20 protein-coding genes and 3 pseudogenes are annotated in these 24,810 nt (G+C 68.6%); 11 read left to right on the top strand and 12 right to left on the bottom strand.

From position 1 onward, the window contains the following. Positions 1-3: 3 nt before the first annotated feature. Positions 4-708, bottom strand: coding sequence for a DUF4232 domain-containing protein (locus ACIBJB_RS06385; protein ID WP_398927093.1), 705 nt, complete (start codon positions 706-708; stop codon positions 4-6). 595 nt (positions 709-1,303) lie between these two features. On the opposite strand from ACIBJB_RS06385, the gene ACIBJB_RS06380 reads away from it, so the two are divergent. Together ACIBJB_RS06380 and ACIBJB_RS06375 are read left to right on the top strand one after the other, a co-directional pair. After that, positions 1,304-1,756, top strand: coding sequence for a cupin domain-containing protein (locus ACIBJB_RS06380; RefSeq protein ID WP_398927091.1), 453 nt, complete (start codon positions 1,304-1,306; stop codon positions 1,754-1,756). 255 nt (positions 1,757-2,011) lie between these two features. Further along, positions 2,012-3,124, top strand: a complete 1,113-nt coding sequence (locus ACIBJB_RS06375; protein WP_398927089.1) for a glycosyltransferase — start codon at positions 2,012-2,014, stop codon at positions 3,122-3,124. A 70-nt stretch (positions 3,125-3,194) separates the two neighbouring features. On the opposite strand, the gene ACIBJB_RS06370 is transcribed toward ACIBJB_RS06375, so the two are convergent. Further along, complete coding sequence (locus tag ACIBJB_RS06370) at positions 3,195-4,373, bottom strand: Lrp/AsnC family transcriptional regulator (RefSeq protein WP_398927087.1); 1,179 nt, start codon at positions 4,371-4,373, stop codon at positions 3,195-3,197. Positions 4,374-4,423: 50 nt separating this feature from the next. Here ACIBJB_RS06370 and ACIBJB_RS06365 point away from each other — a divergent pair, with 50 nt between their 5' ends. The 4 genes from ACIBJB_RS06365 (at position 4,424) to ACIBJB_RS06350 (ending at position 9,040) form a co-directional block, all read left to right on the top strand. After that, positions 4,424-5,725 (top strand): amidohydrolase family protein, encoded by a 1,302-nt coding sequence (locus ACIBJB_RS06365; RefSeq protein WP_398927085.1) that lies wholly within the window; start codon positions 4,424-4,426, stop codon positions 5,723-5,725. Then, positions 5,725-7,305 carry an AbgT family transporter gene (locus ACIBJB_RS06360; RefSeq protein WP_398927083.1) on the top strand — a complete coding sequence of 527 codons (1,581 nt, stop codon included), beginning with the start codon at positions 5,725-5,727 and terminating at the stop codon, positions 7,303-7,305. The genes ACIBJB_RS06365 and ACIBJB_RS06360 overlap by 1 nt, the downstream gene beginning before the upstream one ends. Positions 7,306-7,443: 138 nt before the next feature. Next, on the top strand, positions 7,444-8,058 hold the full coding sequence (locus tag ACIBJB_RS06355; RefSeq protein ID WP_398927081.1) for a hypothetical protein: 615 nt from the start codon (positions 7,444-7,446) through the stop codon (positions 8,056-8,058). Between the two features lie 598 nt (positions 8,059-8,656). Then, positions 8,657-9,040, top strand: a complete 384-nt coding sequence (locus ACIBJB_RS06350) for a YybH family protein (protein WP_398927079.1) — start codon at positions 8,657-8,659, stop codon at positions 9,038-9,040. 14 nt (positions 9,041-9,054) lie between these two features. On the opposite strand, the pseudogene istB reads toward ACIBJB_RS06350, so the two are convergent. Next, positions 9,055-9,842, bottom strand: a pseudogene (istB, locus tag ACIBJB_RS06345) (IS21-like element helper ATPase IstB). A gap of 926 nt (positions 9,843-10,768) precedes the next feature. On the opposite strand from istB, the gene ACIBJB_RS06340 reads away from it, so the two are divergent. Continuing rightward, the gene (locus ACIBJB_RS06340; RefSeq protein WP_398927077.1) at positions 10,769-11,374 is read left to right on the top strand and encodes a hypothetical protein; all 606 of its coding nucleotides are present in this window, start codon (positions 10,769-10,771) and stop codon (positions 11,372-11,374) included. Positions 11,375-11,585: 211 nt separating this feature from the next. On the opposite strand, the gene ACIBJB_RS06335 is transcribed toward ACIBJB_RS06340, so the two are convergent. The 3 genes from ACIBJB_RS06335 to ACIBJB_RS06325 all read right to left on the bottom strand — a co-directional run bounded on the left by ACIBJB_RS06335 (position 11,586) and on the right by ACIBJB_RS06325 (position 13,847). Then, the gene (locus ACIBJB_RS06335; RefSeq protein WP_398927075.1) at positions 11,586-12,290 is read right to left on the bottom strand and encodes a DUF4232 domain-containing protein; all 705 of its coding nucleotides are present in this window, start codon (positions 12,288-12,290) and stop codon (positions 11,586-11,588) included. 600 nt (positions 12,291-12,890) lie between these two features. Then, positions 12,891-13,178 (bottom strand): hypothetical protein, encoded by a 288-nt coding sequence (locus ACIBJB_RS06330; protein WP_398927073.1) that lies wholly within the window; start codon positions 13,176-13,178, stop codon positions 12,891-12,893. Between the two features lie 198 nt (positions 13,179-13,376). Beyond that, positions 13,377-13,847, bottom strand: a complete 471-nt coding sequence (locus tag ACIBJB_RS06325; RefSeq protein ID WP_398927071.1) for a MarR family winged helix-turn-helix transcriptional regulator — start codon at positions 13,845-13,847, stop codon at positions 13,377-13,379. Positions 13,848-13,999: 152 nt separating this feature from the next. Between ACIBJB_RS06325 and ACIBJB_RS06320 the strand changes: the two genes are divergently transcribed. After that, positions 14,000-14,959 (top strand): zinc-binding alcohol dehydrogenase family protein, encoded by a 960-nt coding sequence (locus ACIBJB_RS06320; RefSeq protein ID WP_398927068.1) that lies wholly within the window; start codon positions 14,000-14,002, stop codon positions 14,957-14,959. A gap of 1,171 nt (positions 14,960-16,130) precedes the next feature. On the opposite strand, the gene ACIBJB_RS06315 is transcribed toward ACIBJB_RS06320, so the two are convergent. Further along, a complete protein-coding gene (locus ACIBJB_RS06315) occupies positions 16,131-16,715 on the bottom strand; it encodes a hypothetical protein (protein ID WP_398927067.1) in 585 nt (194 codons plus the stop codon). A 252-nt stretch (positions 16,716-16,967) separates the two neighbouring features. Here ACIBJB_RS06315 and ACIBJB_RS06310 point away from each other — a divergent pair, with 252 nt between their 5' ends. Both ACIBJB_RS06310 and ACIBJB_RS06305 read left to right on the top strand, forming a co-directional pair. Next, a complete protein-coding gene (locus ACIBJB_RS06310) occupies positions 16,968-17,912 on the top strand; it encodes a serine protein kinase RIO (RefSeq protein WP_398927065.1) in 945 nt (314 codons plus the stop codon). Between the two features lie 484 nt (positions 17,913-18,396). Then, positions 18,397-18,755 (top strand): annotated as a pseudogene (locus ACIBJB_RS06305) (beta-ketoacyl synthase N-terminal-like domain-containing protein). Here the strand turns inward: ACIBJB_RS06305 and ACIBJB_RS06300 are convergent. The 4 genes from ACIBJB_RS06300 to ACIBJB_RS06285 form a co-directional block, all read right to left on the bottom strand. After that, positions 18,721-20,337: a flavin monoamine oxidase family protein gene (locus ACIBJB_RS06300; protein ID WP_398927062.1), complete on the bottom strand. Its 1,617-nt coding sequence runs from the start codon at positions 20,335-20,337 to the stop codon at positions 18,721-18,723. The pseudogene ACIBJB_RS06305 and the gene ACIBJB_RS06300 overlap by 35 nt on opposite strands. A 900-nt stretch (positions 20,338-21,237) precedes the next feature. Then, positions 21,238-21,681 carry a nuclear transport factor 2 family protein gene (locus ACIBJB_RS06295; protein ID WP_398927060.1) on the bottom strand — a complete coding sequence of 148 codons (444 nt, stop codon included), beginning with the start codon at positions 21,679-21,681 and terminating at the stop codon, positions 21,238-21,240. A 132-nt stretch (positions 21,682-21,813) separates the two neighbouring features. Further along, positions 21,814-22,866 carry a hypothetical protein gene (locus ACIBJB_RS06290; RefSeq protein ID WP_398927058.1) on the bottom strand — a complete coding sequence of 351 codons (1,053 nt, stop codon included), beginning with the start codon at positions 22,864-22,866 and terminating at the stop codon, positions 21,814-21,816. A 249-nt stretch (positions 22,867-23,115) separates the two neighbouring features. Then, the gene (locus ACIBJB_RS06285; protein ID WP_398927056.1) at positions 23,116-23,427 is read right to left on the bottom strand and encodes a hypothetical protein; all 312 of its coding nucleotides are present in this window, start codon (positions 23,425-23,427) and stop codon (positions 23,116-23,118) included. A 538-nt stretch (positions 23,428-23,965) separates the two neighbouring features. Between ACIBJB_RS06285 and ACIBJB_RS06280 the strand changes: the two genes are divergently transcribed. Beyond that, positions 23,966-24,613, top strand: coding sequence for a DUF6368 family protein (locus ACIBJB_RS06280; protein ID WP_398927054.1), 648 nt, complete (start codon positions 23,966-23,968; stop codon positions 24,611-24,613). A gap of 68 nt (positions 24,614-24,681) precedes the next feature. Here ACIBJB_RS06280 and ACIBJB_RS06275 read toward each other — a convergent pair. Further along, a pseudogene (locus ACIBJB_RS06275) lies at positions 24,682-24,768 on the bottom strand (integrase); the annotation flags it as partial. Positions 24,769-24,810: the final 42 nt, after the last annotated feature.

The raw sequence follows: 24,810 nt of genomic DNA, 5'->3' as shown, positions 1-24,810 counted from the left end.
AGGTCACCAGGCGAGCGCGTCGCTCACGTTGTCCTGCCAGAAGGTGACCTGGGCGTTGTCGTCCTCGACGTACAGGGAACCGCCGGGAACGGGTACATCCACCCCGTTCTCGGTGGACGAGTCTCCCGCGTCGGGGCCGTGCAGGGACAAACCGATCGAGGAGGTCGTGACCTTGGTCTGACTGTTGCGGTCGACGGACGCGGTGATCAGGCCCGCATACGCGGTGGCGCCGCGGTCGAGGGTGACGACGGCTTGTGGTTGGCTCGGCCCCAACCTGGCTGTTTCGGATTGCGAGTTCTCACTCAGCCGCAGGGCGGGGTAGCGGTAGATGCGGCAAGGCTTCGAGCCGGTGTTGGTAGCCGTGATGAGGGCATGGTTGATGGGGCTCTTCACCTCTTTGATGGCGAACTCCAACGAACCGGTGGTGCAGTCCACGGGCTTGGCACTGCCGGAGCCCGTGCCGGCGGACGAGGTCTTGCCGGCACCCGCTCCGCTGCCGCCACCATTTCCGGAGTCTTGGGAGCCCGCGCCCTTCGTGGCTTGCCCCGTGGCGGTGGCAGACGCCGATGCCGAAACGGCGGTGGCGGTGGGCGTGTCGGTCGTGTCGGTGGGCTTCGTGGGTGCCGTTCCAACCGATTTCGACTCGGCACCGCCTTCTCCGCAGGCGGTGAGCGCCAGGGCCAGGACGGCGGAACTGGCCAAGGCCACGGCAAGTCGATGTGTGCGCAAGCTGGTTACCTCTTCATGACAGGACGTTCTCGGCCCCCGGGCCGCGTCGGTTCGTGCTCGGACAGCGCCGTCAGCGTTCTGCAACGCAGGCCGCTGCCCAGCGGGCACCGGGCGCCTCACGGTCCGATCGTGGCACCGCCACCGGCCCGGACCGCGTGGCCACGGTGCTCATTTCCTGGTCGTTCCATGCCAAATAATGCTCACCACCATGACGTTCGCCGAGCCGCTGAGGCGACCTCGTGAAGCCGACGCTTCATTCATCAGGAATGGTCAGCCTCAATGCGGTCTTCGCCGAGTTCGGCGAAGAGCCAAGCCGGCGGCCTCGGTGCGAGCGCCGACAAGCCCCTTGGGATCAGCCTGCGTCCAGATCTGCGCTATGAGTTGGCAGTTGTGCTCAAGCCTTTGGCCGTACAGGAATGGGCACGAGTGAGCACCTATTGAGCACCTCGTGTTGTGGTTTCGGGGTGGTCATTCTTGCCAGACTCCGACTGCGGTGGGAGGCACTTCATGCTGTGTCCGCCGTTTCAACGTCACATGAGTCAAAGGATCACGCGTGTCCCTACACATTCCCCCCGTGCACGTTCCGCCCGACGGTGGTGAGCCCGTTTACCTCGTGGGTGACACGTACACCACGCTGCTGAAGGCGACGGACACCAATGGTGAACTCTCCCTGGTGGAGGCGATCATGCCCGCGGACGCCGGACCGCCTCCGCACACGCATCACGGCGAGTCGGAAACGTTCATCGTCATGGACGGAGAACTCGTCATCACCGCCGGGGACGAAAAGTACGAGGTCGAGGCAGGCGGGGTGGTCTACGTGCCCAAGGGCGTACGGCACTCCTTCAGAAACCTGAGCCGGACCAAGCCCGCGCGCATCTACTTCCTGTACGCCCCGGGCGGCATGGACGCGATGTTCACCGAGATAGGTACTCCGGGCGTGCGCGGACAGGTGGGCCCGCCGCTCAACGAGGTCGACGTGAAGGCGATGGCCGCGGTCGCCGACACATACGGATTCACCTTCGACTGACGCCGCACCGCGGTGCAGCTCATTACGCAGGCCAGGCACTGGGGCAGAACCACTCGGTTCCCCCACGTATGTCCCTCGTCCGTCCCGCCGGAACGGGCTGCCGTGGGCCAAGGACGCTTTGGCCGCCGTCGTTGGGCGGACGCGCAGTCCGTCCGGTCCGGGCGGACCGGTAGTTGCCTGCTCGCTGCCGGCCGACGTTCTGCGTCGCCTTCGAGCGGCCGATGACATGGCCGCCACATCACGTTGAGGAGTTCCGTGCGCATCCTGTTTTCCAGCACGCCCGCCTTTGGACACTTGCTGCCCATGCTGCCGCTCGTTGCGGCGGCTCGCCGTGCCGGTCACGAAGTTGCCGTGCTCAGCCATGCGTCGATGGCCGACTCGACTGCTCCGACGCCCTTACTCTCCGCCGGCCCGAGCATCCCGGAGACCCTGCAGGATGTCACCCGACGCGCCGAAATAGACGCTATGCAGAACATGGCGGCCGGACCGGTCGAGTTCTTCGTCGAATCCCGAGTGGGCCTTGGTGCGGAGGCCGCGGTTGCCGCCGCCACCGCCTTCGCCCCCGACCTCATCGTCGCCGACATGGTCGACTACCTCGGCCCACTTGCCGCTGCCTCGCTCGGCGTCCCGTGGGCAGCGCATGGCGCGGCCCTGCCTCTCGACGCCGGGCTGGCTGCCGTGCTTGACGAGGCTGCCGTCGCTCGCTTCGCCCATTACGGGGTGACCCCCACGGCGCCCGTCGCCTACATCGACCCGTGGCCCGACAGTCTGCTTCGGGGCGGCTACACGCTGCCCGCGGAGCGAATAGCCATCCGTCCCGAGCCGCACTCCGACGAGAACAGCACGTGGTCCCGGCCGAAGTCCGCCGACCGCGAGGACCGCCCGTTGGTCCTCGTGACGCTGGGCACGGTTGTCGAGGATCCCGCCACCCTCGCCGCAATCCTGGACTCGCTGGCCGCCCTGGACGTCAACATTCTCGTCGCTCCTCACTCCGCAACGGACGTCGGGGACCGGCCGGTCGACCCCACGCGGGTGCACCTGGCGGGTTTCGTTCCGATGAGGTACCTGCTGGAGGGAGTGGACGTGGTGGTGTCCTCTGCGGGAGCGGGCAGTGTGCTGTCCGCGTTGAGCGCTGCCCGGCCGATGGTCCTGTGCCCGATGGGCCTGGACAAGCCCGTCAACGCCGCGCGCGCCGCCGAAGCGGGCGCGGCCTTGGTCATCGACACACCGGACCAGGTCGCCGACGCGGTCGCGCGAGTGCTTGCCGACCAGGCGGTGGCCGACGGCGCCGCGACGGTGGCCGAGGAGATCGCCGGGATGAACTCTGCCGACGACGTTCTCGGGCTTTTGTTGAAGCGCCTCGGGTGACCCGCCTGCGAGACGTCCCCAAGCTGGCTCCGGTACGGGCCCGGCCGCCGACCCGCCACGACGAGAACACTCACGGAAGCGCCGCGTCGGCTTCTCCGGGCGAGGTGGTGCCGACCATGCGCAGTGTCTGACGGGGCACGTCCTGGTCCTGCGGATGGCCGAGCGGGACGATGCCGACACACCGGCCGTCCCCGTCCAGCAGCCGGCCCATGTGCTTGACCGTGCGCAGCACCACCGACCGGTCGCCGATGGTCAGGCGTGGCAGTCGGCCCGACAGGTGGGCCTCGAAGGTGTGCACGTCGGCCAGGGCGCGCAGCCAGACGTCGATCACGAGGTTGTGCGGTCCCGCCGTGATCGCGCACGACCGGACCTCCCGTACGCCGGACAGTGCCCGGCTCGTCTCCTCGAGGTACTGAGCCGGAACGGACGCGAAGTACACCGCGGACAGCGGCCATCCGGACAGCGGGCGGGCGAGGTCGCAGCGCAGGCTCACCCCGGTGGCGAGCAGCGACCGCAGTCGGCGACGCACAGTTGTCAGGCCTGTGTCGGTCTCCGCGGCCAACCGGCGCAGAGGCATGCGGCCGTCGGTGCTCAGCAGTTCCACGAGTCGCTCGTCCAGGTCGTCCCATCCCGCCGTGTCCTCGCTCTCGGGCGGAGCCGGCAGGGCCGCCTCGATCCGGGCGCACTGGACGGCGTCCAGGCTGCGCAACCGCCATCGGCTGCCCTCGGTGGGCACTCCCGTCGACACATGCGTACGGGTCGCCCGTACTCCCGGGGTTCCCTGGAAGAGCAGGGTGGTGAGGCGGGCCAGCGCGGTCAGGTCCCGAGCCTGTACGGAGGCCACCAGGTCCCGGCCGCCCGCCATCAGCTTGACGTTCGCCACCGCCGGGTCCGCGGCGAGGGTCCGCGCCACGTCCTCGCCGGCGCCGGGTTCCGCGTCCACCTCCACGATCCCGGTGACCACGATCCTGGAGTTGGTCAGCCGCGGGTAGGCCGTCACCCAGGCCAGCCCGGCGTTCTCCATCCGGTGCCACCGTCGGGCGGCGGTCACCGGGTTGACGGCAAGCACCTCTCCTACGAGCGTCCACGGAGCCCGAGGGCGGATCTGCAGCGCGTGCACGACGGCACGGTCGAGCTCGTCCAGTCCCAGCGCGGCGAAATCCTGCACGCCTCCGGGTGGCGCGTTCCTGCGCGCCTTGGCGGAATCGGTGTCGAAAGCTGCACTGTGACCCGGAGTTTTCTCGTGCATTCCACACTCCATTCGCCTGTTCCATATTTCGGAGGAGTGAATCGCCCGCCATGACGGATGCCACGACCGGTACCGCGACAGATGTCACCGCGCGAGAGACCAGCAGGACCCCTTTGCGTATCCACCATGCCCGGCTCATCGACGGCACGGGTGTCGCCCCTGTGAACGATGCCGTCGTCGTGACGGATGCCGAGGGAGCCATTACCTACGCCGGACCCGCCGCGGCAGCCCCGCCCGCTACCGAGGCCGTCCGGACCATCGACGCCGGCGGCCGTACGGTGCTGCCCGGTTTCTTCGACTGCCACGTCCACCTCGCCTACGCGCAGGGCTCGCCCCCCGGCCGCCGCGCCGAACTCGATCCCGTGCTGGTCACGCTGGACACCGCCACCCGGCTGCGCCAGACCCTCGACGCGGGCGTCACCACCGCACGCGACCTGGGCGGCCTGTCCGCGGGTTACCGCACCGCCGTTGAGACCGGCCGGATTGTGGGCCCACGACTGCACACGGCCGTACGGATCATCAGCCACACCGGCGGTCACGCCGACGTGCGCTTGCCCGACGGCACCGACCTGAGCGCCGGGATGTCCGAGATCGCCGATACCTCCGGCGAGGCCCGGCTCGCCGTCCGGCGGGTGCTGCGCGAGGGCGCCGACCTGGTGAAGATCTGCGCCACGGGCGGGATGGGCAGCCCGTACGACCAGCCCGACGACGAGGGCCTGCTGGAGGAGGAGATCCGGGCCGTCGTGGACGAGGCCCGCCGGCACGGCGACAAGCCGGTCGCCGCGCACGCCCAGGGCAACGCCGGCATCCTCAACGCCCTGCGCGGCGGCGTCACCAGCATCGAGCACGGCTACGGCCTGGACGAGCGGGCCCTCGATCTGGCCGGCGAGCGCGGCGTCTTCGTCGTGCCGACCCTGTCCACCGTGTACGCCGGCATCAACAAGGACACGATGCCGCCCTACCACTACGAGAAGAAGGTCCGCTGGTCCGGGATCACCAAGGAGAACATCGCCCGGGCCATTGAGTACGGTGCCCGGATCGCGCTGGGCACCGACGCCGCCGTAGGTCCGCACGGCGTGAACCTGATGGAACTCACCTATCTGGTGGACCTGGGTATGGACCCGATGGCCGCCATCGTCGCCGGCACCCGCACCTCCGCCGAACTCCTCGGCATGGCCGACCGGTTGGGCACCCTCACCCCCGGCCGCACCGCCGACCTGCTGCTCTGCGACGGCGACCCGCTCACGGACATCGGCGTCCTCGGCGATCCCGCGAACATTGTCTGTGTCGTCCAGGACGGCGTCGTCCGCAAGGACCTGCTGGCGACCGCACCGACCGGAAGGCGGCCCTGATGTCCTCCTCCTCCTCATTGACCGGCCTGCCCACCCCGGACGGCAGGACCCCGGACAGGGAACGGCGCGGCGTCCTCGACCGCGTCCTCGCGCTCATCGAGCGGGCGGGCAACGCTCTGCCCAACCCGATCGTGCTGTTCGCCGCCCTCTTCCTCCTGCTGGGCGTCGTCTCGACCGCCCTCGCTCTCGCCCATGTCGCCGTGGACGTCCCCGGCACCGACGACACGAAGGCGGTCACCGGCCTGTTCACCGGCGAGGGGCTGCGCTGGCTGGTGGAGAACCTGATCCCCAACTTCGCGGCCTTCCCGCCGATCGGCGCCGTGCTCGTCCTGATCATGGTGGTCGGGCTCTGCGAGCGGACCGGTCTGCTGGAGGCCGCGATGCGGGCGACGCTGGCGAGGGTCCCGCGCGCCACGCTGCCGTATGCCGTTGCCCTCATCGCCAGTCAGGCGCACATGATGAGCGATGTCGCCGCCATCGTGCTCCCGCCGCTGGCGGCCCTGGTCTTCAAGAACGCCGGGCGTCATCCGGCGGCAGGCCTGATCGGCGGCTTCGCCTGTGTCACCGCGGGCTACGCCGCCGGGTTCACCATCGGTTCCCTCGACGCCCTGTACGTGGGCATCACCCAGCAGGCGGCCGCGGTGCTCCCGGCGGCCGACGGGCTCGACATCCATCTGCTCATCAACTACTTCTTCACCGCGTCGAGCAGCATCGCGCTCGCGCTGCTGGGCGGATTCCTCATCAGCCGCGTCCTGGAGCCGCGCCTCGGCCCGTACGAGCCGGCCGACGACGAGCCGGCCGGGCAGGAGGTGCGCCTCACCCCTGTCCAGCGCCGGGGCCTGCTGCTGACGGGCGTCGTCGTCGTGGTCTATCTGGGCGCGGTTCTCGCCTTGTGGCTGCCGCCGGGGGCGCCCCTGCGCGGCGATGGCGGCGCCTATGTGCCTTCGCCGCTGCTCAGCGGCATCGTTCCGGTCCTCTTCGGCGCGTTCCTGCTGGCGGGGCTGACGTACGGGATCACCGTCAAGACGCTCACCAGCACCGAGGACGCGGTCACCGCTGTGACCGACTCGGTGAAGACCATGTCCGGCTACATCGTCATGATGTTCGTCGCCGCGCAGGTCATCGCGCTGTTCACCTGGTCCAACGTCGCGGTGCTGCTGGCCGTGAAGGCCGCCGCGGTGTTCAACTCGCTGGGCGTGACGGGTTTCTGGGCGATCATGGCGTTCGTCCTGCTCGTCGCCTGTCTCAACCTCTTCATCCTCTCCGGTTCCGCCCTGTGGTCGCTGGTGGGTCCGGTCTTCATTCCGGCGTTCATGCTCATGGGCATGAGCCCGGCACTCAGCCAGGCCGCCTTCCGTATCGGCGACTCGGCGACCGGCGTCCTGACACCCATGAATCCGTACGTGTTCCTCGTTCTGGCGATGCTCCGCGAGTACGAACCCGAAGCCAGGCTCGGCACCCTCATCTCCCGGCTGGCCATCTTCGCCGGACCGTTCCTGGTGCTGTGGCTGGCGATCCTGGGGATCTTCTACGGGTTCGACCTGCCGCTCGGGCCCGGTGCCCACATCGGGCTGAGGTGATCGGGTTACGCGGTGGACCGGTGTGCGGAGGCCACCCGTTCCGGGACTGCTTTCGAGAACTCCTCGGGAAGGTGCTCCAGAACCGGAACGTGGCCGCCGGCCAGGCCCCGAGCACCGCCACGGCGTGGCCTCGGGGGCGTGGGCCACGAGCATGGCTCGACCGTCGGCCCACGCAGCGCCATGTTCGGCGGCCGGGCCGCGTCTCGCGGCTGGGCCAGCCGACGACTCACCCTCACGGCGCTGAGCACAGTGGTATGTGCCGCGGCATCCGTGGTCCTGCTCGAACTTCTTTTCGTTCCTGGAATCAATTGGACCGACCCCCTGAATACTGATCTGCTCCTTCCAGACGTCTGCCGGGCCACGTTTCCGTTTGCCGTCATCCTGCTGGGTGTGGGGATGCCCGCACCACCACAGACCCCCGGCCGAGGAGCGTTCACGTGGACTCGCCGGCCGGAGCGCCTGTTTCACGCGAGGGCGACCATGGTCGGGACCGCGTTCGCCTGCGGAATGGTCGTCGACCTCTACTACAGATTGGGCCTGACGCTTCTCCCCGAAGACGACAGTGGAGCGTTCGCTGGGCCCATTCCGCGCGAACTCCCCCTGCTCTACGGACTGCTACTCGGTGCCTTCATCGGCGCAAGCCTGGCCGTCCTGCGCTGGGCACGTGCCCCCGGAAACACACGCACTCCCACATCCCGCGACGCCATTCAAAGCAGCGCGACAGGAACCCAGCCGTTGCTGATGCCGTCCTGAAGTCCTGCCTGTACGGGCTGACCACCTTGGCGGTGATCGGTCTACTGCTCGGCGTCCTTCCGTTCGCTTGGTCTCACTACTCAAGTGCGCGCATCCTGCTCGCACTGCGCGGACAACTGCCTTGGGAGCTACAGGCGTTCCTCGCGGACGCCCACCGACTGGGCGTTTTGCGGCAGGTGGGGCCTGTCTACCGGTTCCGTCACGCCAAGCTCCAACAACATCTCGCCGACCTATGCACCCCTCCCCGCCCTCGCCTCGCCTCGGACGACTCGCCGACCATCCGTGCAAATTCTTGAACATGAACGCCCGCTGTCACTGAGAGAGCGGCCGTCACTCGTAACCGACAGCTGTACAGGCGTGGCGAATTCGAACTACTCCGCACGATGGTCCCGCTCCAGCGACTGCTCGTGACGGCTCCCCGTGATCGCTGCCAGAACCGTCATTTGGCCCCCCGGGCGGCTCCAAGTGGCCCCCAGTTCGCGGATGGTTCGTGAAGGTCAGGCGTCGTGCGGTGGCTCCGGAGGGCGGCATGGTTTGGGACCACTGAAGCGGCGAGGGAAGAGTGACGGCCGCGCGAGGGCGTCGGCATGATGGCCGTATGACGGATCGGACATCTCTGGAATCTGAGCTCGCTGCGTTCATGGGCGAGTACGAACGAGCCAACAACAGCCACGACATCTCACGTGTCGTGCCATTCATCGCCGAGGACGCCGTGTACTGGTTCTCGGACGGTTCGCATCGGGGCATCGAGGAGATCCGATCCGCGATCGAGAAGACGTTCGCGGGGATCCTCGACGAGGTGTATGAAGTGCGTGAGCTGGAGTGGCCTGTGCTCACCGCTGATGTCGCGGTGTGTCGCTATCTGTTCGCCTGGACCGGCGTCGTGAACGGCGAACTCCGCTCTGGCCAGGGTCGGGGCACTAACGTCGTCGTGCGGCGGGACGGCGAGTTGAAGATGCTGCATGAGCATCTCAGCTCCTGATCCTTGGCAGGCGCTCACCTCAGCCCGTTGGTCTTGTTCGCCTTGGTGCGGGCCAGCCGGTAGGACTCCGTTCCGGTCTCGATCAGGGTGGCGTTGAAGGTGAGCCGGTCCACGATGGCTGCGCAGAGCCGCGGGTCGGTGAACGTCTTTGACCAGGCGGTGAACGCCTCGTTGGAGGCGATGGCGATGCTGTTCTTCTCCTCGCGCTCGGTCAGAAGCTGGAAGAGCATCTCCGCGCCGCGGCGGCCGAGTTCGAGGTAGCCGAGTTCGTCGATTTCCAGAAGGTCGATGCGTCCGTAGCGGGCGATGGTCTTGCCGAGCTGCTTGTCGTCGGCGGCTTCGACGAGCTCGTTCACCAGGGAGGCGGCGGTGGTGTAGCGGACGCGGTAGCGGGCCATGGCGGCCGCGGTGCCCAGGCCGATGAGCAGGTGGGATTTGCCGGTGCCGGAGTCCCCGATCAGACACAGTGGGTAGCCCTTGGTGGTCCAGTCGGAGGTGGCGAGGCGGTGGACGACGGCCGGATCGACGTTGGGGTTGGCGGTGTAGTCGAACTCGCGCAGTGACTTCTCGCGGGGGAAGTGGGCGACTCAGATGCCGCGTTCGGCCCGGCGGCGGGCGCGGTCCTCGCATTCGGCGAGTAGGAGTTCGGCGAGGAATCCGGCGTAGGAGAGCCCTTCGCGCTCGGCGCGGGCGACGGTGTCGGCGGCCTGGCCCGCATGGTGGGAAGGCGGAGCATCCGGCAGGCGGTGTCGATCGCGGCGTCGGATGCCTGGGCGGTGAGCGCGTGCTGGGCGGCAGTCATGACGAATCCTTCCGTCGCAGTTTCAGCAGTTCCTCCCACTGCTCCAGGCGGGGCAGCGTGCGGGCAGCCTCGGGCAGTGACCTGGCCAGACGACACGGGGTCAGATGGCTGACCTGCGGCAACTGCGGATCCAACGGTTCAGAAGGGTCTGCCGCTGCCGGTGTGGCGGTGACGGTCTGGGCCCGGCCGGCTGCCTGGGAGGCCTTGCGGGCCTCCAGGGTGAGGTGACCACGTCGTCGCTGCAGGTGCCCAGCTCGACGGCGGCCCGCAGGCCCTCCAGCACGGCCGCATGCTGCTGATGGCGGTGCAGGAGCAGGGCCCTGACCAGGGCCTTCGTTCCCTTGATCAAAGCAGAAGCGTCGGTGTCCTACGAGGCCGGCTGCACGACGGGCTGCCCGTGAGGTCCCATCATCGGAAATGGAGTAAGAAGAGCCTTGCCGGCCTGCCAGCCGCGCAGCCTGCGATGTCCAGGCCGTGCTGTCCGGCCCGACCCGACCCGGATCAAGGCTGTGGGCCACTGGCGGCGTCGGGCCGGTGTCCCACACGCCGGCCTCCACGGCGCCGTCGCTGATCCCCGGTCCAGCAGGCACGGGCCGGGCGCGTATTTGTGCGCGTTGGTCACCAGTTCCGGGATGCCGCCCGTGACTTTTTGACCGAGGTGCAGGCCGTGCACGGAATCCCGGTGCCGCACCGGCCGCCCCCGCGTGGACCAGGAGCTGGTGCGCTGGGCCTTCCGCCGCCTCGCCTGACCGTCATGCCGGTTGCCGCGCCGCTGTCCGGCGAACGGATGCCGTGCCACCAACTCGAGGTCGGGTCCACCGACATCGACTACATCGACGTGTCGCTCTGATCCTCACGATCCGAATTCTGCAGGCCCGGGGGTCAGTAGTCTGTGCTGCCTGTCGCCGACGTCTGAAGGGTCATCGATGAACTATCGCAAGCGTGGATATGATCACTGGCCGCACTACGAAGACATCACGGATCAGTACTACCGGCACGGCCGGTACTTCTACGGCGAGGACCAGGACGGCAGGCTGCGGACGGGCAGGATCGTTGCCTTCTACCGGTATCTCAACGAGATCACCGGGCCCGCGATCGAGCCAGTTGTGCGGTTTCTCGGCCCGGACGGGACCGAGGGCCAACCCGAATACGTGTCTCTCGGCGCAACGACCGAGAAGTACTGGATAGGCCGGACAGCAGAAGATGTGGAACAGGCTTGGCGTGCTGCGTCGTCCGACGGTTCATGGCCGCAGGGGCATGACGATCGGGGGTCGCACCGGGCTGATCCCTGGCTGATCGACCCGGCACATTACCTGCTGTTCTACGCCGCCCAGGCAGAAGGGAAGACATTCCTCGGACGGGTCGTGGGTTGGGACCCGCCCAAGTTCAACGACGAACTCCCGACGCCGATTGTGCGCCTCTACGAGCCGGGCGGCAGCCTCGATGGAGAGGCCCTGTACGTCGGTCTGAACCTCCCGGACGTTTACTCGGTGGTCGGGTCGCTGGAAGAAGCCCGACAGCGGCTCACCTGATCCTTGCCGCGGGGCTCCGCCGAAGTTGAAGGTCCGCAGTGACTTCTTCCTCGGGAAGCCGACCGCCTGGATCCGCCGCTCCGAGCGGCGCCGGGCCCGGCCGTCGCACTCGCCTCGCCCATCAGCAGTCCGGCAGGAAGCCGCGAGCGGTCATCTGATCTTTCCTCGCCCGGTCGGCGATGTCAGAGAACTCGTGGCGGCCCGCAGGCCGTCAAGAAGGCCTGAGCGCCGATACGGCGGTGACGGTCACGGTGTCGTCGCACTCGGCGAACTGCCCGTCCTCCAGGGCCACCTGATGCGCCCCGGACCCCGGCAGCCGGAGGACCATCGTGGGATACAGCACGGGCGCCGAACCGGACACGCAGTACCCGTCGGCCTCTCCCTGCACCTGCACGAACGTCAGCTTCACCCACGCCTTGCCGCCGGCGGCCACCTTCACCGGCGCCGCGGCTCCGGTCGGCTTGACGGTGAGCGGCACGTTCATCTCGGGAGAGCCGTTCCCGGCGCCGGCCACCGTGGGGTGTCCCTTGAGGACGCACGTCCGCCCGGACACATTGGTGAACTCGACGACGGCCGCCCCGGTCCCCGTACCGGCCGGCCGCACGGCGGCCTGACGGGCGGTCGCCTTCAGACTGCCCGCGGAACAGGTCGGCGCCGAACCGCCCGGAGCGGGTGCGGACGACGGGGGTGCGGAGGCGGCGGGCGCGGAGGACGCGGGCCGGGAGGCGGAGCTGCCGGGCTTCGGGGTGCCGGGTGTGGAGGAGGAGGCCGCTGAGCTGACGGCCGCGGAGGGGGTGACGCCGCCGTCTCCGGTGTCCGCACCGCTCCCGCCGGGCTGACATCCCGCTACCGCCAGCGCCGCCGAAGCCACGACGACCGCCACCGCCGAACCGCGCATTCCGTTGACGTAACGCATGCTGTCCCCCCGAGTTCCAGTTGTCCGGAGCACGGCTCCTCGCCGCCCTCGTCGAACCAGACAGAACCGTTGAGCCGGCAGTTCTCCCGCACTCCGCCCTGTGACCCACCGGTGACGAAATCCGGCCACAACCACCGTGGAACGCCCCCGCAGACCGAGCTCCCGACCCGCGGCCTCCAGGCCGCGGACGTTGTTGCGCACCGGACGCATCGGTCCGATCTCCAGCGCCATGTCGCCCAGGACGAACAGCGCGCGGGCGACCTGCGCGATCAGCCCTTTCGCCTGAGTGACGCGCGGTTCGTAATGCTGCCGGGTGACGTTCCCGATCCGGTCGGTCACGTCTTGCTTCGTCGGCGAGAAGAAGCAGCGTTCGCCAGGTGGTTCGGGCAAATGTCCTGAACCGCCAGATCACACCCTCGAACTGCTGCCGCAGCCGCTCGGGTACGGGCCGTACGCGCCGATCGGCAGGTAAGGCCCGATGAACTCCCACTCTGTGTCCGTCAGTTGCAGTCGCGTCATACACGAAGATCTACCGGACCAGACCCCGCCGCGAGAGCGGAGTCCGGAACTGCCAGGGTCTGCCCTCGAGCCGAACTAGGCTCAGCCGAGACCGCGATGGGCGGCCCACAACGTCCCGGCGCGGCTGGCTGCGTCGACAACCAGAGCCGCCAGTTCTGGTTCGTCGGGGACCGGGAACGAGACATATGCACCCCGACCACCGCCGACTGGTCGGCCATAGGCTTTCGCAGCGAGGTGACCGTCCGGGAGAAGCCGGATGTTGAGCGTGGTCAGTTGGAACTCTTCACCACGTCGCGTGTCCGTCCAGCGGAGCGCTGGCGGGATCGTGACGTTGATCGCCAGAGCACTCACTTCCAGGTCGCTGCTCATGGACGGATGCTCTCACGCGAGTCGCACAGGCGGCGGGCGAAGTGGACAGTTTGATCACGACTCGATACGCGCCCTGAATGGCTTCGGTGAAGTTCGCTGTTGATCCCCTGACGCGTGTGTATTGCCGGTTCAGAAACCTGGTTGACGGCGCTGGTGATCCCGTGGGTGGCGGTGTGGCTGCGGACCGGGCGTCGGTGATCAGCGCCCGGGGGCCGCGGCGGGTTGGACGCGCAGCAGAGCAGCGGCGAGTTGGGTGAGCTGGGTGCGTTCGGTCGAGGTGAGGTGTCCGGCGAGCTCGGTGATGCGGCGGCCGATTTCCGCACTGCCCTCGTCGGCGAGCTGTCGGCCGTACGGGGTGAGGGAGACGAGCACGGACCGGCCGTCGTGAGGGGACGGTGAGCGTCTCACCAGGCCGCGTTTCTCGGCGCGGCTGACCAGGCCGGTCATGGAGGACTTGTCCAGGCCGAGGTGGCTGCCGAGTTCGAGCATGCCGGCCTGCCGGTCGCGCAGCACGCCGAGCAGTCGCATCTGGATGACCGACAGATCGTGCCCGGCGCCGGTGGCGGACAGGATGCGCTGGATCAGGAAGGACAGCTGCACCAGGGCGTCCGCGGTGTTCAAGGGGCGATCGTCGGTACTGCCGGACGGGGCGGCGGGCTCGGTGGTCATGCGGCCAGTCTAGTTGCATTGGTACGTGCCACAAACTATCTTCGATTTAGTACGTGCCGCAAACCAAATTCGGGTGGCGGTGGCGGCTGTTCCGCCGCGCCGCCGGCCATTGCAGCCGGCGCGGCGCAGGCAACGAGAAACCGGAGACTCCCATGCGCGCAGCAGTCGTTCGCTCCTTCGACGCTCCTCGCTGCTACGGGGAGTTCGAGACGCCCACTCCCTCGGGTGCGCACGAGGTACTCGTCAACGTCCTCGCGGCCGGTCTGCATCCGCGGGTGCGCTCCTCCGCCGACGGCAGCCACTACACCTCCGACGGCACTCTGCCGTTGATCCCCGGCATCGACGCGGTCGGCTGCACCGCAGAGGGTGAACTGCTCTACTTCGTCGCCCCGGACACCGCGCTGGGCGCCATGGCAGAACAGGCCGTCGCCGACCGCCGCCGTGCCATCACCCTGCCGCCCGGAACCGACCCCCTCGCCGTGGCCGCGGCCATGAACCCCGGCATCTCCTCCTGGGTGGCGCTGCGCCGCCGCATCGGCTTCCAGGCCGGCGACTCCATCCTGGTGCTGGGCGCCACCGGCAACGCCGGACAACTCGCCGTCCAGATCGCCAGGCGCCTCGGCGCCTCCCGCGTCGTCGGCGCCGGCCGCAACGCGCAGCGCCTCGACCTGCTCAGGGACTTCGGCGCCGACGAGACGGTCAGCCTCGACGGCGACGAGAAGGACGTCGCCGAGCGGCTCGGCCGGGCGGCCGCGGACGTCGACGTTGTCATCGACTACCTGTGGGGCCACCCCACCGAGCGCGCGATACCCGCGGTGTTGACCGCCCGCACTGACCGCTCCAAGCCACTGACCTGGATCCACATCGGCTCAGTCGCCGGACAAGAGATCACCCTGCCGTCCTACCTGCTGCGCGCCGGAGCTCTCACCGTCATGGGCAGCGGCCAGGGCTCGGTGACCACAGCCGGCATCCTCGCCGAACTTCCCTCCCTTGCCGCCGAGATCACCGCAGGCGACCTGGCCGTGGCCCCCGTAGCGATGCCCCTGTCCCAGGTCGAGCAATCGTGGAACACCTCCACCGGTCCCGGGCAGCGCATCGTGTTGACCCCTTAAAACCCACGCCGGATCCCTCACACAAGCACCGAATACAAGGAAGAGCCCGTTCCCATGCCAGCAGGCGAAGGCTGCCGGTGAGGCCCGGGCATGCTTCCTTCGCCCCGCCCAGGCCCTTGGTCTGCACGTAGATCCGGCCCTCACCCGGGTGGACATCGCCGATCGTCATGCCCGGCATCTCGGCGCCCGTGCGCCGCTGGACAAGAACAGGGAGAACAGTGCCCGTTTGCGGTGGCAGCCCAGCGAGGTGAACAGGTCCTCGACGACATCGTCTGGGACCGCCCGGGGCTCGCGGTCGACCTGCTTCTGTTGCGGTAGGCGCTCCGGCGGTGCAGCCGGAAAGGCCTCAGCGGGTTGTGATGCGCCTCCAGCCGGCGCCCGTCACGGGACTGCGGTGGTACCGGGGAGACCAGTGGACCATGCCCGGTTTGCCGATGGTGGTCGTAGAACGCCGACAGCACCGACACCGCATGGTTGATGGTTCGCCGGGGCGTAGCCCGACTTCAGGTACGCCTTGCCGGTGCGCGCGTTCAGCGACCCCGGCACGGGTGCGTCCGGGTGACGCCTGTCCCGCGCCGGGTTGTGCCATGTGCGGAGCCAGAGGACGAAGTCGCGTACGTCCACGCGCTTCGCACGGCTCCGTTCGACGTCCACTGCGGCGAGGAACCGGAACCAGCGCAGCAGGTCCAAGGCATAGGACCGGCAGGAAGTCGGAGTGTTGCCGCAAGCCGGCAGCTCCCGAAGAAACTCGCTTGCCGGTCTGATCGGCCGCGGCGCCATCGAGCACCACCCAGGGCAGCGTGGCGGCAGTGGTCGCCTCCTGGTCTCGCTTCGTGCGGGCAGGAAGCGTTCCTGGAAGGCCACGTCCACGCGCTTCAAGTGCTGGGCGGCGTGCCGCGCGGCAAGGTCCCCTACGACTGTGAGGATGATCAGGTGCCGCTTCGAGTGGTGGCCTGACTCGCGCTACGACTGGCCTCGTGCCCTGAGTGTTGATCTGTGGGCCACCACCCGGAGCGGCATCAGCTGCCGCAGGGCAGGAGATGTGTCCCGATAGGGCCTTCGCGACAGGCACCGTCACCGTCTTGACCTCCCCGGCCCTGCGACGGCACCGGTCCCGAGGCGATCAGGAGACAGGTGACCCCGCCCAGCATCACGCATCACGCAGCCCGCATCACGCAGCCCACAAGCCGCTGCCCCGTGTCACGTCCCGCTCGACGCCGCGGAGGAGGTCCTGCTCGGCGTCGACACCCACAAGGACGTCCACGCCGCAGCCGTCATCACCACCCTCGGCGTCGCCCTGGACGGCCGCATCTTCCCGGCCACCACCGAGGGCTATCAGTAACTCGTCGCCTGGGCACGCTCGTTCGGCACCCTTCGACGAGCCGGGGTGGAGTGCACCGGCTCCTACGGCGCCGCGCCGGCCCGCCACCTCAGCGCCGAGGGCATCGAGGTGACCGAGGTCGACCAGCCCGACGGCCGTCCGTCGGCGCCGCGGCAAGACCGACGCCATCGACACCGAAGCGGCGGCCCGCGCGGCGCTGTCCGGCCGCGCGACCGCGACCGCTAAGGCGTGCGACGGACCGGTGGAGACGTTGCGGCTGCTCAAGCTGGCGAAAGGGGAGACGACGGGGTCAGCGTGGCGGTCGGCCGGAGAGTGCCCGGCCGGGATGATCAGGGCGCCGCTGTCCGCGTAGCGGTCGTCGTCGGGCCGGAGGACAGCACTTCTTGCCCGTCGGGGTGTCGACCACGACGCCATGCGTCGGGGCGTCCTACGAAGAGCAACAGGTCGAGCTCGGTCCGGAGGATCACGCCGGAGCCGGCGGCACAGCTGGGGCCGCTCGACGCGGGCCGACTTTATTCGGTTGCTGTGCCCCGTGTCCCACCCGCACCATGGGCGGGTCACCGGGAGCTGCCCGGTGCTCCACGAGAGGAGGCACGACCGTGACTACGACTGTTCTCGGCCTGCCCGCAGACCGCCTCCCTCTCGCCTCATGGAGCACTTCCAGCGATGTCTCACGACGATCTCTCGCAGCACCAGCACCCTCAACACCCGGCATTTCCTGACGCCTTCAGCACCGACGCCGACCGCTACGTCCCGCAGTCGCACGACCTGAGCGACGTCGACGAGCGGTTCGTCTTCGACTTCCGTGCCTACGACGACCTCGAGGACGGCCAGCGCTGGTCGACCTGGCTCAGCGTCGAACCCCTCTGCCGAGGCCCCGAGCCGCTCCCGGACTGGGTGGTGACCTCGCAGGGCGCGATCGACACCGAGCTCGGCGTCCTCAAGACCGGCAAGGAGGCCGACGTCCACCTCGTCGAGCGCGCCGACCCGCTCGACCCCGCCGGCGGCGTGGTCATGGCGGCCAAGCGGTACCGCTCTGCCGAGCACCGGTCCTTCCACCGCTCCGCCTCCTACACCGAGGGCCGTTCGATGAAGCGCTCACGTGACGAGCGGGCCGTCAAACGGAAGAGCACCTTCGGTCGGCAGGTCGCGGCCGGCGAGTGGGCGGTGTCCGAGTGGGGTGCGCTGGTGCGGCTCTGGAATCTCGGGCTGCCGGTTCCCTATCCGGTCCAGATCGACGGCACCGAGGTCCTGATGGAGTGGATCACCGTCGTCGATGAGGACGACACCGTCGCGACCGCGCCCCGGCTCGCCCAGGTTCGGCCCTCACGCGAGCTGCTGGCGGCCTACTTCGAGCAGCTGACCGACGCGCTCGCGACGATGGTGCAGAGCGGCCTCGTGCACGGCGACCTCTCGGCGTACAACATCCTGGCGGCGGGCGAGCGGCTGGTCATCATCGACCTGCCACAGATCGTCGACCTGGTCGGCAACCTCAACGGGATGGACTTCCTCCAGCGGGACTGCGCCAACATCTGCGGCTGGTTCCGCTCGCGGGGTCTGGAGGTCGACGAGCACGCGCTGTTCGCGGAGCTGATGGCGCACGCCTTCTGAAATGGGCGGCCAGGCTGTTTCTGACGGCTCCTCAACTGGCCCTGGGCGGTTACGAGCGAGCCCGACGCGCCAGCCAGCGCCTCACGAACCACTCGTGTGATGTTGGCTGGCCGGAGGCTGTCCGATCAAGAGCCGTCAGAAGCGTTCGGATGTCGGACCGGTGTCCACAAGTCGTGTCGTCACAAGGCCGGTAACGTGCTGTCCACAACCCTGACAGGCGCTCAGCGGTGCAGGAGCGGAAAGAAGACGTCGTCGACGATCTGCTCCAGGGTCTCCTCCGGTACAGAGTTGTGCGTGCGGAAGAGCTCGTGGCGGAGGAGGTCGACCGGGAGCGAGGCCACGCGGGACGTGATGCGGTCGAGCCGCACCTCGCCGACCGGATCGCAGCGCGGCATCATCGCCAACCGGGTCTCCTACCTGCTTGGGCTGGGCGGACCGAGCCTCGCGGTGGACACGGGGCAGGCAGTCCTCCTCACTGGTCGCCGTGCATCTGGCCTGCGAGAGCCTGGCGAGGGGCGAAGCCACGCTGGCCCTCGCCGGTGGCGTCGATCTGAAGCTCCTGGCCGAAAGCACCATGGGGCCTGGAAGTTCGGCGGCCTCTCCCCGGACGGCCGCTGCCACACCTTCGACGTCCGGGCCAATGGCTACGTCCGCGGCGAGGGCGGCGGTGTCGTGGTCCTCGGCGAAAGTTGCCGCAGAACAGACCGCCTGCGGCCTTGCGGCCCGCATACGGACCAGCCACCGGCGAACCATCGGCTATCTGGCGCCCGCCCGTCCGAATCGATCCGCGCGCCGCCGAAGGAGAACGTCAGGAGGCGAGCACGCGCGCATGGAGCTCCGTGACGATCTTGCGTGCCGAGGAGATCGCCCCGTGTTGCCAGGCGTCGAGATAGCTCAGGTAGTCACCGGCGAAGTACACATTGCCTTGCGCCATGTTGAGCGGCGCGTACGCCGGCGCGTCGGGGCCCCCGGGCATCGAGTGCCAGGCTCCCTCGAGGTACGGGGCGAGCTTCCACTGATGGGAGAAGGAAGCCGCCAACTCGGTACGGTACTTGTCGCCATGGATCATGACGCCCTGCGCGACAGCACGCTCCAGCCGTTGGGGCGGGGTGAGCGCCGAATACACGTCCGAGTGAGCACCGGTGTTGTAGTAGCCGATGATCAGGCCACGGTCGCCGAGGTGGCCATAGGACGGGTACCAGATGTGGTCCAGGTCCATGTCGGTCTCGGTAATACCGCCGAAGATTTTGAGGTCCTTCTCCCACCACCGGCTCTGGTACTCGAGGCCGATCTTGGAGGCGTTGGCGGGCTTCACGGCGAGGAGCGAGCTCTGCACCTTGGTGCCGAGGTTGTGCGGGGTCTTCGCGAGGATATGCGGTGCCAGGGTGGCGATGCAGTAGTCGGCCTTGATCACACGGGAACGGCCGCCTTGGGTGTAGGTGACGACCACGCCGTCCATCGTGTTCTTGATATCGGTCACGGCCGCGCCGGTGCGGATCTTCTCGTGTCCGATGGCGCGCGCGAAAGCCTTGGGTATCTGGTCCATCCCGCCGACGGGTTGGAACATCAGCATCGCCTGGTCGTAACCGAATTCGAACGAGAAGGTGCGGCCCACGTTGGAGGCGAAGACGTCCGAGAGCGATGGAACGCTGCCGAGTTCCTCACCGGGCGTCCCGGAGGCGCCGGGGTCGACGGTGAACCCGCGGTGTTCGGTGCCGGTGTACGTGTAGTCGGCGCCGAGCGAGCCGTAGCTCTTGAGGAAAGTGAGCAGCCGCTCCTTGTCGTCGGCCGTCAACTCGCCGTCGAGAGCGCCTGCGTTGGTGGCCTTGGAGAGCAGCTCGGAGACATAGCCGTACACGTCGGCCTTCGCGGTCCGGTAGTGGACCGGTTTCGTCATGCCCTGGCCCGGGTTGTAGATGAGCGCACTGGCATTGGTGTTGGTGAAGACCTCGATCGGGACGCCGAGTTCGCGACAGTAGTCGAGGGTGACCATCCATTGGGCGAGGCGGGCCGGGCCCGCATTCATGTACTGGCCCTTGCTGAAGTGGGCCGTCTGGCTGCTGCCGTTGATGTCCGTGAGGCTGTCGCCGCCGCGGATGGTGAGGTTTCGGCCACCGACGCGGTCCCTGGCCTCGAGGATCGTACAGTCGTAGCCGGCCTTCCCCAGCTCGTAAGCTGAGGTGAGACCCGCGATGCCGCCTCCGATGACGACCACTCTGGCAGGCTTGCCGCCGCGTCCCTGAAGGGTGAAGTCGCTGCGGCGCGGTGCCTGGAAGGACGCCTCCTTCTCTGCCGCGTAGGCGGCCGTGGGCGCGAGGCCGAGGGCCCCCATGGTGGCGAACATGGCTCCGGCGCCACCGGCTACTCCAACGCGGCGCAGGAACGCTCGGCGACTCGTTCCCGGCCCGACCTGAGGCTGTGCCATGACTGGGCTCCCATTCGGTCTGGAATGAAGACCGGGGAAGCCTCCCAGTGATCGATTACGGCCCGTGGATTATTGATGTGACCCACACGTTTCTGCAAGCTCGCATCTTGAAGGACAGGGTGGCGTGTACGGGAGCCCGGTTGCGGCCCGCGCCCGAACCTCGCCGGGAGATAGTCGACCGGCTTGCCGGTTCCTACGGAGCTGCCCTGGCACGGTTCCTGAGGCAAAGCACCTTCACCCAGCTTCAGGCCCAGGCCGACGCGAAAGACCTGATCATCTGGGACTTGAACGTTGACTCCACCGTCTGCCGGACTCACCAGCACGCCGCCGGTGCGAGGAAAAAGGGGAGCTTCAGAAGGAGCCGCCCGGCGGCATTGCCACCGAGTCGGCCGACCACGGGTTCGGGCGTTCACGCGGCGGTCTGACCACCAAGGTGCATCTGGCCGTCGAGCAGGGGCAAAAGCCCATGTCCATCGTGATCACCGCCGGACAGCGCGGGGACTCCCCGCAGTTCGAGGCCGTCCTCGGCCGCATCCGGGTTCCCCGGCTGGGGCCGGGCAGGTCGCGCAACCGACCCAGGCGGGTGCGCGCCGACAGGCGTACGCCTCCCGGAAGAGCCGTGCCTACCTGCGCCGCCGCGGGATCCGATGCACCATCCCGGCCAAGGTCGACCAGGCCCGCAACCGCAAGAAGCGCGGCTCGCGCGGCGGCCGGCCACCGAAGTTCGACCCGCAGGATTACAAGGCGCGGCGCGCGGTCGAGTGCGGCATCAATCGCCTCAAGAGGCACCGGGCCGTGGCCACGAGGGACGACAAGCTCGCGGTCCGCTACGAGGCGACCGTCCTCGTCGCGGCCATCAACGAGTGGCTGTGAGCAGCATCTCGCTGGACCGGTGGTCTTTCACCGATTCTCCGCCTCGAAGGCCTGGGCGACGGCCAGGCTGTCCTCGTAGACATGGTGCCGGGTGACAAGGCCGTCTTCGACGGTGAGATGCAGAGCGAACCGCGCCTGATAGGCACGTCCCGTGGGCCGGGCGGTCTGACGGATCTCGCCGAGCACGACCGCGTTGCTTCCGTCGATAAGGATGCGCTCGACCTTAGTTGCCACATACTCCGGCACGTGGTGCTCGGCAAGCTCGCGATAGTGGGCGGCCGCGTCGGCCCGGGTGGACCGGTGCCGGATCCACGGCGTAGCCGTACGGCCGTGCTCGGCATCCGGCCAGTCGAGCTTCCAATCACACTGCTCGGCATACAGCTCGGCGATGCGGTCGGGCTCGCCCTCGCCAATTCTGCGCAGCAACTCCTCAACCACGGTGCGCGTGTTCGTAAGTGCGGCCATGGACATGGCTGACCTCTCCGTCCTGGTCCGCGTCCTCCGACGCGGAGAGATCATCAACCCTGCCAGCGTGGGCACGCGGAGACGATTACCTCTGAAGTAAGGCGAGGCCATCACCAAGATCTACTTTTGGTACACGCCCTAGTCGCCTCCACCTCCGTCGCCGCCTGAGCTGTCGTTCCCTCCGGAATCCACCCCGTCGCCGTCCCAGCCCCAACCGTCGCCGCCACCGGGCTCGTTGTCATAACTGCCGCTCCCGAGGTTGCTGAACCACGGGCGGTCCCACGTCGCGTCGGTGGCGAACGGCTCGCCCCCGGCGACCGTCGGGCGCCGCTCCGGCCCCAACCTCGCCATGCCCGTCGCGTCCCCGAGCCCGAAAGCGACGGCGAAGACGTGCGCCATAACGGCATCCAGCGGGTCGGTGCTCTCGTACGGCACGTCGGCCAGCGGCCGAAGCAGCGTGCCCGGCGCGAGCACCGGGCGGCGCGGGGGACACGTCAGCAGGGCGACCGGCCGCTCACCGCCCAGCAGCCACGAAGTGAGCGCGCTCTCCCGCCGCAGCACCCACTGCCGCTCGGGCAGCCGCACCTCCACGGAACTCTTGGATTTGCGCTTCTTCTTGTTCAGGCTGAGCTGCGCCGGAACATCGCCGACGGTCAGACGCAGGCCCTTGGACGGGTCGGCGGCATCGGGCTGGAAACCGTGCGGCGCCCGGATCCGTACGACGGGTGCGTGCGGTCCCCACACGTCCACGCGCCCCAGACGCCGGTCGAGGGCGACGGTGACCGGGCCCGCAGGCCCCAGCGTGTGCCGCCGCGCGATCCACAGCGGTACACCCTCGGCCTGGGCGCGGGCTGCCAGGGCGGCCACCTGCTGGGGCCCGCCGCACTGCCGTACCGCCATCGCGCCCAGCTCACGGGCGAACTGGGCGGCTTGCCGCACCCGCACCGGCCTGGCGGTCCCGGTGACCCGGGTCACCGGGACGACCCCGGCCCCCTCCGAAAACAACTGCAGGGGCCGTTCGGTCCCGCCGCCCCCGAGCCAGCACCCCTGCTGGAAAGCCTCGGCCATGGCACCGAGGTTCAGCTCGCTCAGCGGCATGGTCCAGCCGCCCACCCGCAGCCCGTCCTCGGTCAACTCCACGGTCCGCGCCAGTGGATTCCACGACCGCTCGCTATACAGCACCTGGCTCATCACAGTTCCCCGTACTTCCCCGGCTCAGCTCAGTCCACCGCCGCTGACGCTTCCAGACGGCGCTGCCCCACCCTCACACACCCAGGGCTTCTCTCGTCGCCAAGAGTCCGACCTGCGCCGGGCCCGACGCCCAGGCTCGTGATTCACGGCTTCGACCATGCCAGCGCCCCATGGGTTCTCGCGCCGGTCACTTGGTTCTGGGTTCCGTGCGCGTCCAGCGCGTAGGGACCTCGCGGGTTTCTGTCCGTTTCATGTCGTGTGGTGCAGCCAGCGCTGCAGGGTGGTGTTGATGCCGGCGGGCAGGGCGCTGAGCTGGTCGATGGCGTCGCGGTCCTCGGGCCGGGGCGGGATACCGGCGACGGTCAGCGCGGCGTGCAGCGCCAGGCGGCGCTCGTCGCGGGGGGTGATGAGGATGCTCAGGCGCTCGGAGGGGTTGGGTGGCGGCAGCAGGTAGTCCGTGTCCTGCCCGGTGGCGGCCGGAGGCCAGACGGTCTGGGCCGGGTCGGCGGCGTAGGGGTCGATGAAGGTCTGCGGTGTGTGGTGTTCAAGGGTGATGGTCACGTCGGTCTCCTCCGGTAGTGAGTGGATGTGCAGGGGGAGAGCCGCACACGGCCATGTGTGGTTGCGGTTGTGGGGCGATGTCATGCCGACGGCGTCATCGGCGGCTCATCGTCTTTTCGACCAACACCGCGGCACGCCGGCCGCGCGTGACCAGCGACTCGGCGCCGGCACCGGCGCAGAGTTCGAGGGGCTGTTACGCACTTTTGGGTGACGGTCGCGCGGTTGCTGGGATGGCGCGTCCTGGCGATAGCTGCGGGCCGGCCAGGGCTCGTACGGGGTCTGTCTGGCGGGGTGTCAACTTCTCGTATAAGGCATATAGATGGATGTTACAGGCGAAAGTTGCAGCAATATGTGCGAACGGTAACGGAACGCTCATAGTGCGTTCATAACCTGCACAGCACGGCCATGGTGTGGATGTGCGGCCGACCGGCCGCCACCCGCACACCGCGTCAGCCCTTTCCCTCTGCCCCGCTGCCAGGGGGCCGGGGTGTGGGAAGAACTTGAGTGGTCGCGGAGCCGGTCAAACTAGGCTCCCAGCATGTCTGGTCCGACGTTGGTGATTGAGTTGGCGGAGCCGCTCTCCCCGGCTGTGCTGCGGGAGTTCCGCGCGTTGATGGTGAGGCTCTCCTCCCACCTCGACGAGAAGCGGCCCGGGTTCTTCGACGTCAACGTGCCCGCAGAGCGACTGGGCGTCGAGGACAGGCGAGAGAAGGACAGGCAAGAGAAGGACTGGCGAAACCCGTTCCCGCTGCGGCTCCTCGGCGACACTATCGCGGACGAGGAGCTCACAGCCCTGGTGGGATTCAATCCGCAGCGCGAGGACTGGCGTCGGCCGTTCCTGGTCTACTTGATGGGACCGGGTGTCGGCGACGAGAGCACCTTCGAGGCTGAGCACGCGGACGAGCCCGAGGTGGAGGCCATCCTCGGCTTCAGGCCGACCCATGCCGTCAATGTCAGCGCCTGCTGCAACCGCGAGATCGACCACGTGACCACGGCCCTGCTGACCGCTGCTGTCATGGACGTCATCGGAGGCGTGGCCAAAGCCGAGCTGCAGGACGGACAGGCGTCGCTCGTCGCTGGCCTTCCGGGAGTGTCGGGGATCGCGGACGACGACTGGATGGCGCTGGGAACGGCGGAGTTCCTGCGGGCCTGGGTCGGGCATCCCGCCTTCCGGCTGGTCAAGTAGCCCAGACACATCCGCGACGGAGGTCGTGCTGTGCCCTGGAACGGTCGCCCAGTTGCCTGATCTTGCGGCGAGAGGGGTCGGCCGCCCCAGCGGATGCCCTTCTCGCTGCGGACACGGGCGCGTTCCTTGCGTTCGGCGGCCAGGACGTCGCGGTGGCCGCTGGCAGTACCGGCCCTATACCGCCCAGCGCCGCGCCG

Source organism: Streptomyces sp. NPDC050759, from assembly GCF_044456945.1.
GTDB lineage: Bacteria > Actinomycetota > Actinomycetes > Streptomycetales > Streptomycetaceae > Streptomyces.
Note: the sequence above shows the minus strand (reverse complement) of the source record. Positions and strands in the feature narration are given on the sequence as shown.

Coding starts and splice junctions, on each gene's coding strand:
- ACIBJB_RS06370 (WP_398927087.1), bottom strand. CDS start 4,373: ATGCACGAGAAAACTCCGGGTCACAGTGCAGCTTTCGACACCGATTCC.
- ACIBJB_RS06365 (WP_398927085.1), top strand. CDS start 4,424: ATGACGGATGCCACGACCGGTACCGCGACAGATGTCACCGCGCGAGAG.
- ACIBJB_RS06360 (WP_398927083.1), top strand. CDS start 5,725: ATGTCCTCCTCCTCCTCATTGACCGGCCTGCCCACCCCGGACGGCAGG.
- ACIBJB_RS06350 (WP_398927079.1), top strand. CDS start 8,657: ATGACGGATCGGACATCTCTGGAATCTGAGCTCGCTGCGTTCATGGGC.
- ACIBJB_RS06340 (WP_398927077.1), top strand. CDS start 10,769: ATGAACTATCGCAAGCGTGGATATGATCACTGGCCGCACTACGAAGAC.
- ACIBJB_RS06335 (WP_398927075.1), bottom strand. CDS start 12,290: ATGCGTTACGTCAACGGAATGCGCGGTTCGGCGGTGGCGGTCGTCGTG.
- ACIBJB_RS06330 (WP_398927073.1), bottom strand. CDS start 13,178: ATGAGCAGCGACCTGGAAGTGAGTGCTCTGGCGATCAACGTCACGATC.
- ACIBJB_RS06325 (WP_398927071.1), bottom strand. CDS start 13,847: ATGACCACCGAGCCCGCCGCCCCGTCCGGCAGTACCGACGATCGCCCC.
- ACIBJB_RS06320 (WP_398927068.1), top strand. CDS start 14,000: ATGCGCGCAGCAGTCGTTCGCTCCTTCGACGCTCCTCGCTGCTACGGG.
- ACIBJB_RS06315 (WP_398927067.1), bottom strand. CDS start 16,715: ATGGCGTCGTGGTCGACACCCCGACGGGCAAGAAGTGCTGTCCTCCGG.
- ACIBJB_RS06310 (WP_398927065.1), top strand. CDS start 16,968: ATGTCTCACGACGATCTCTCGCAGCACCAGCACCCTCAACACCCGGCA.
- ACIBJB_RS06300 (WP_398927062.1), bottom strand. CDS start 20,337: ATGGCACAGCCTCAGGTCGGGCCGGGAACGAGTCGCCGAGCGTTCCTG.
- ACIBJB_RS06295 (WP_398927060.1), bottom strand. CDS start 21,681: ATGTCCATGGCCGCACTTACGAACACGCGCACCGTGGTTGAGGAGTTG.
- ACIBJB_RS06290 (WP_398927058.1), bottom strand. CDS start 22,866: ATGAGCCAGGTGCTGTATAGCGAGCGGTCGTGGAATCCACTGGCGCGG.
- ACIBJB_RS06280 (WP_398927054.1), top strand. CDS start 23,966: ATGTCTGGTCCGACGTTGGTGATTGAGTTGGCGGAGCCGCTCTCCCCG.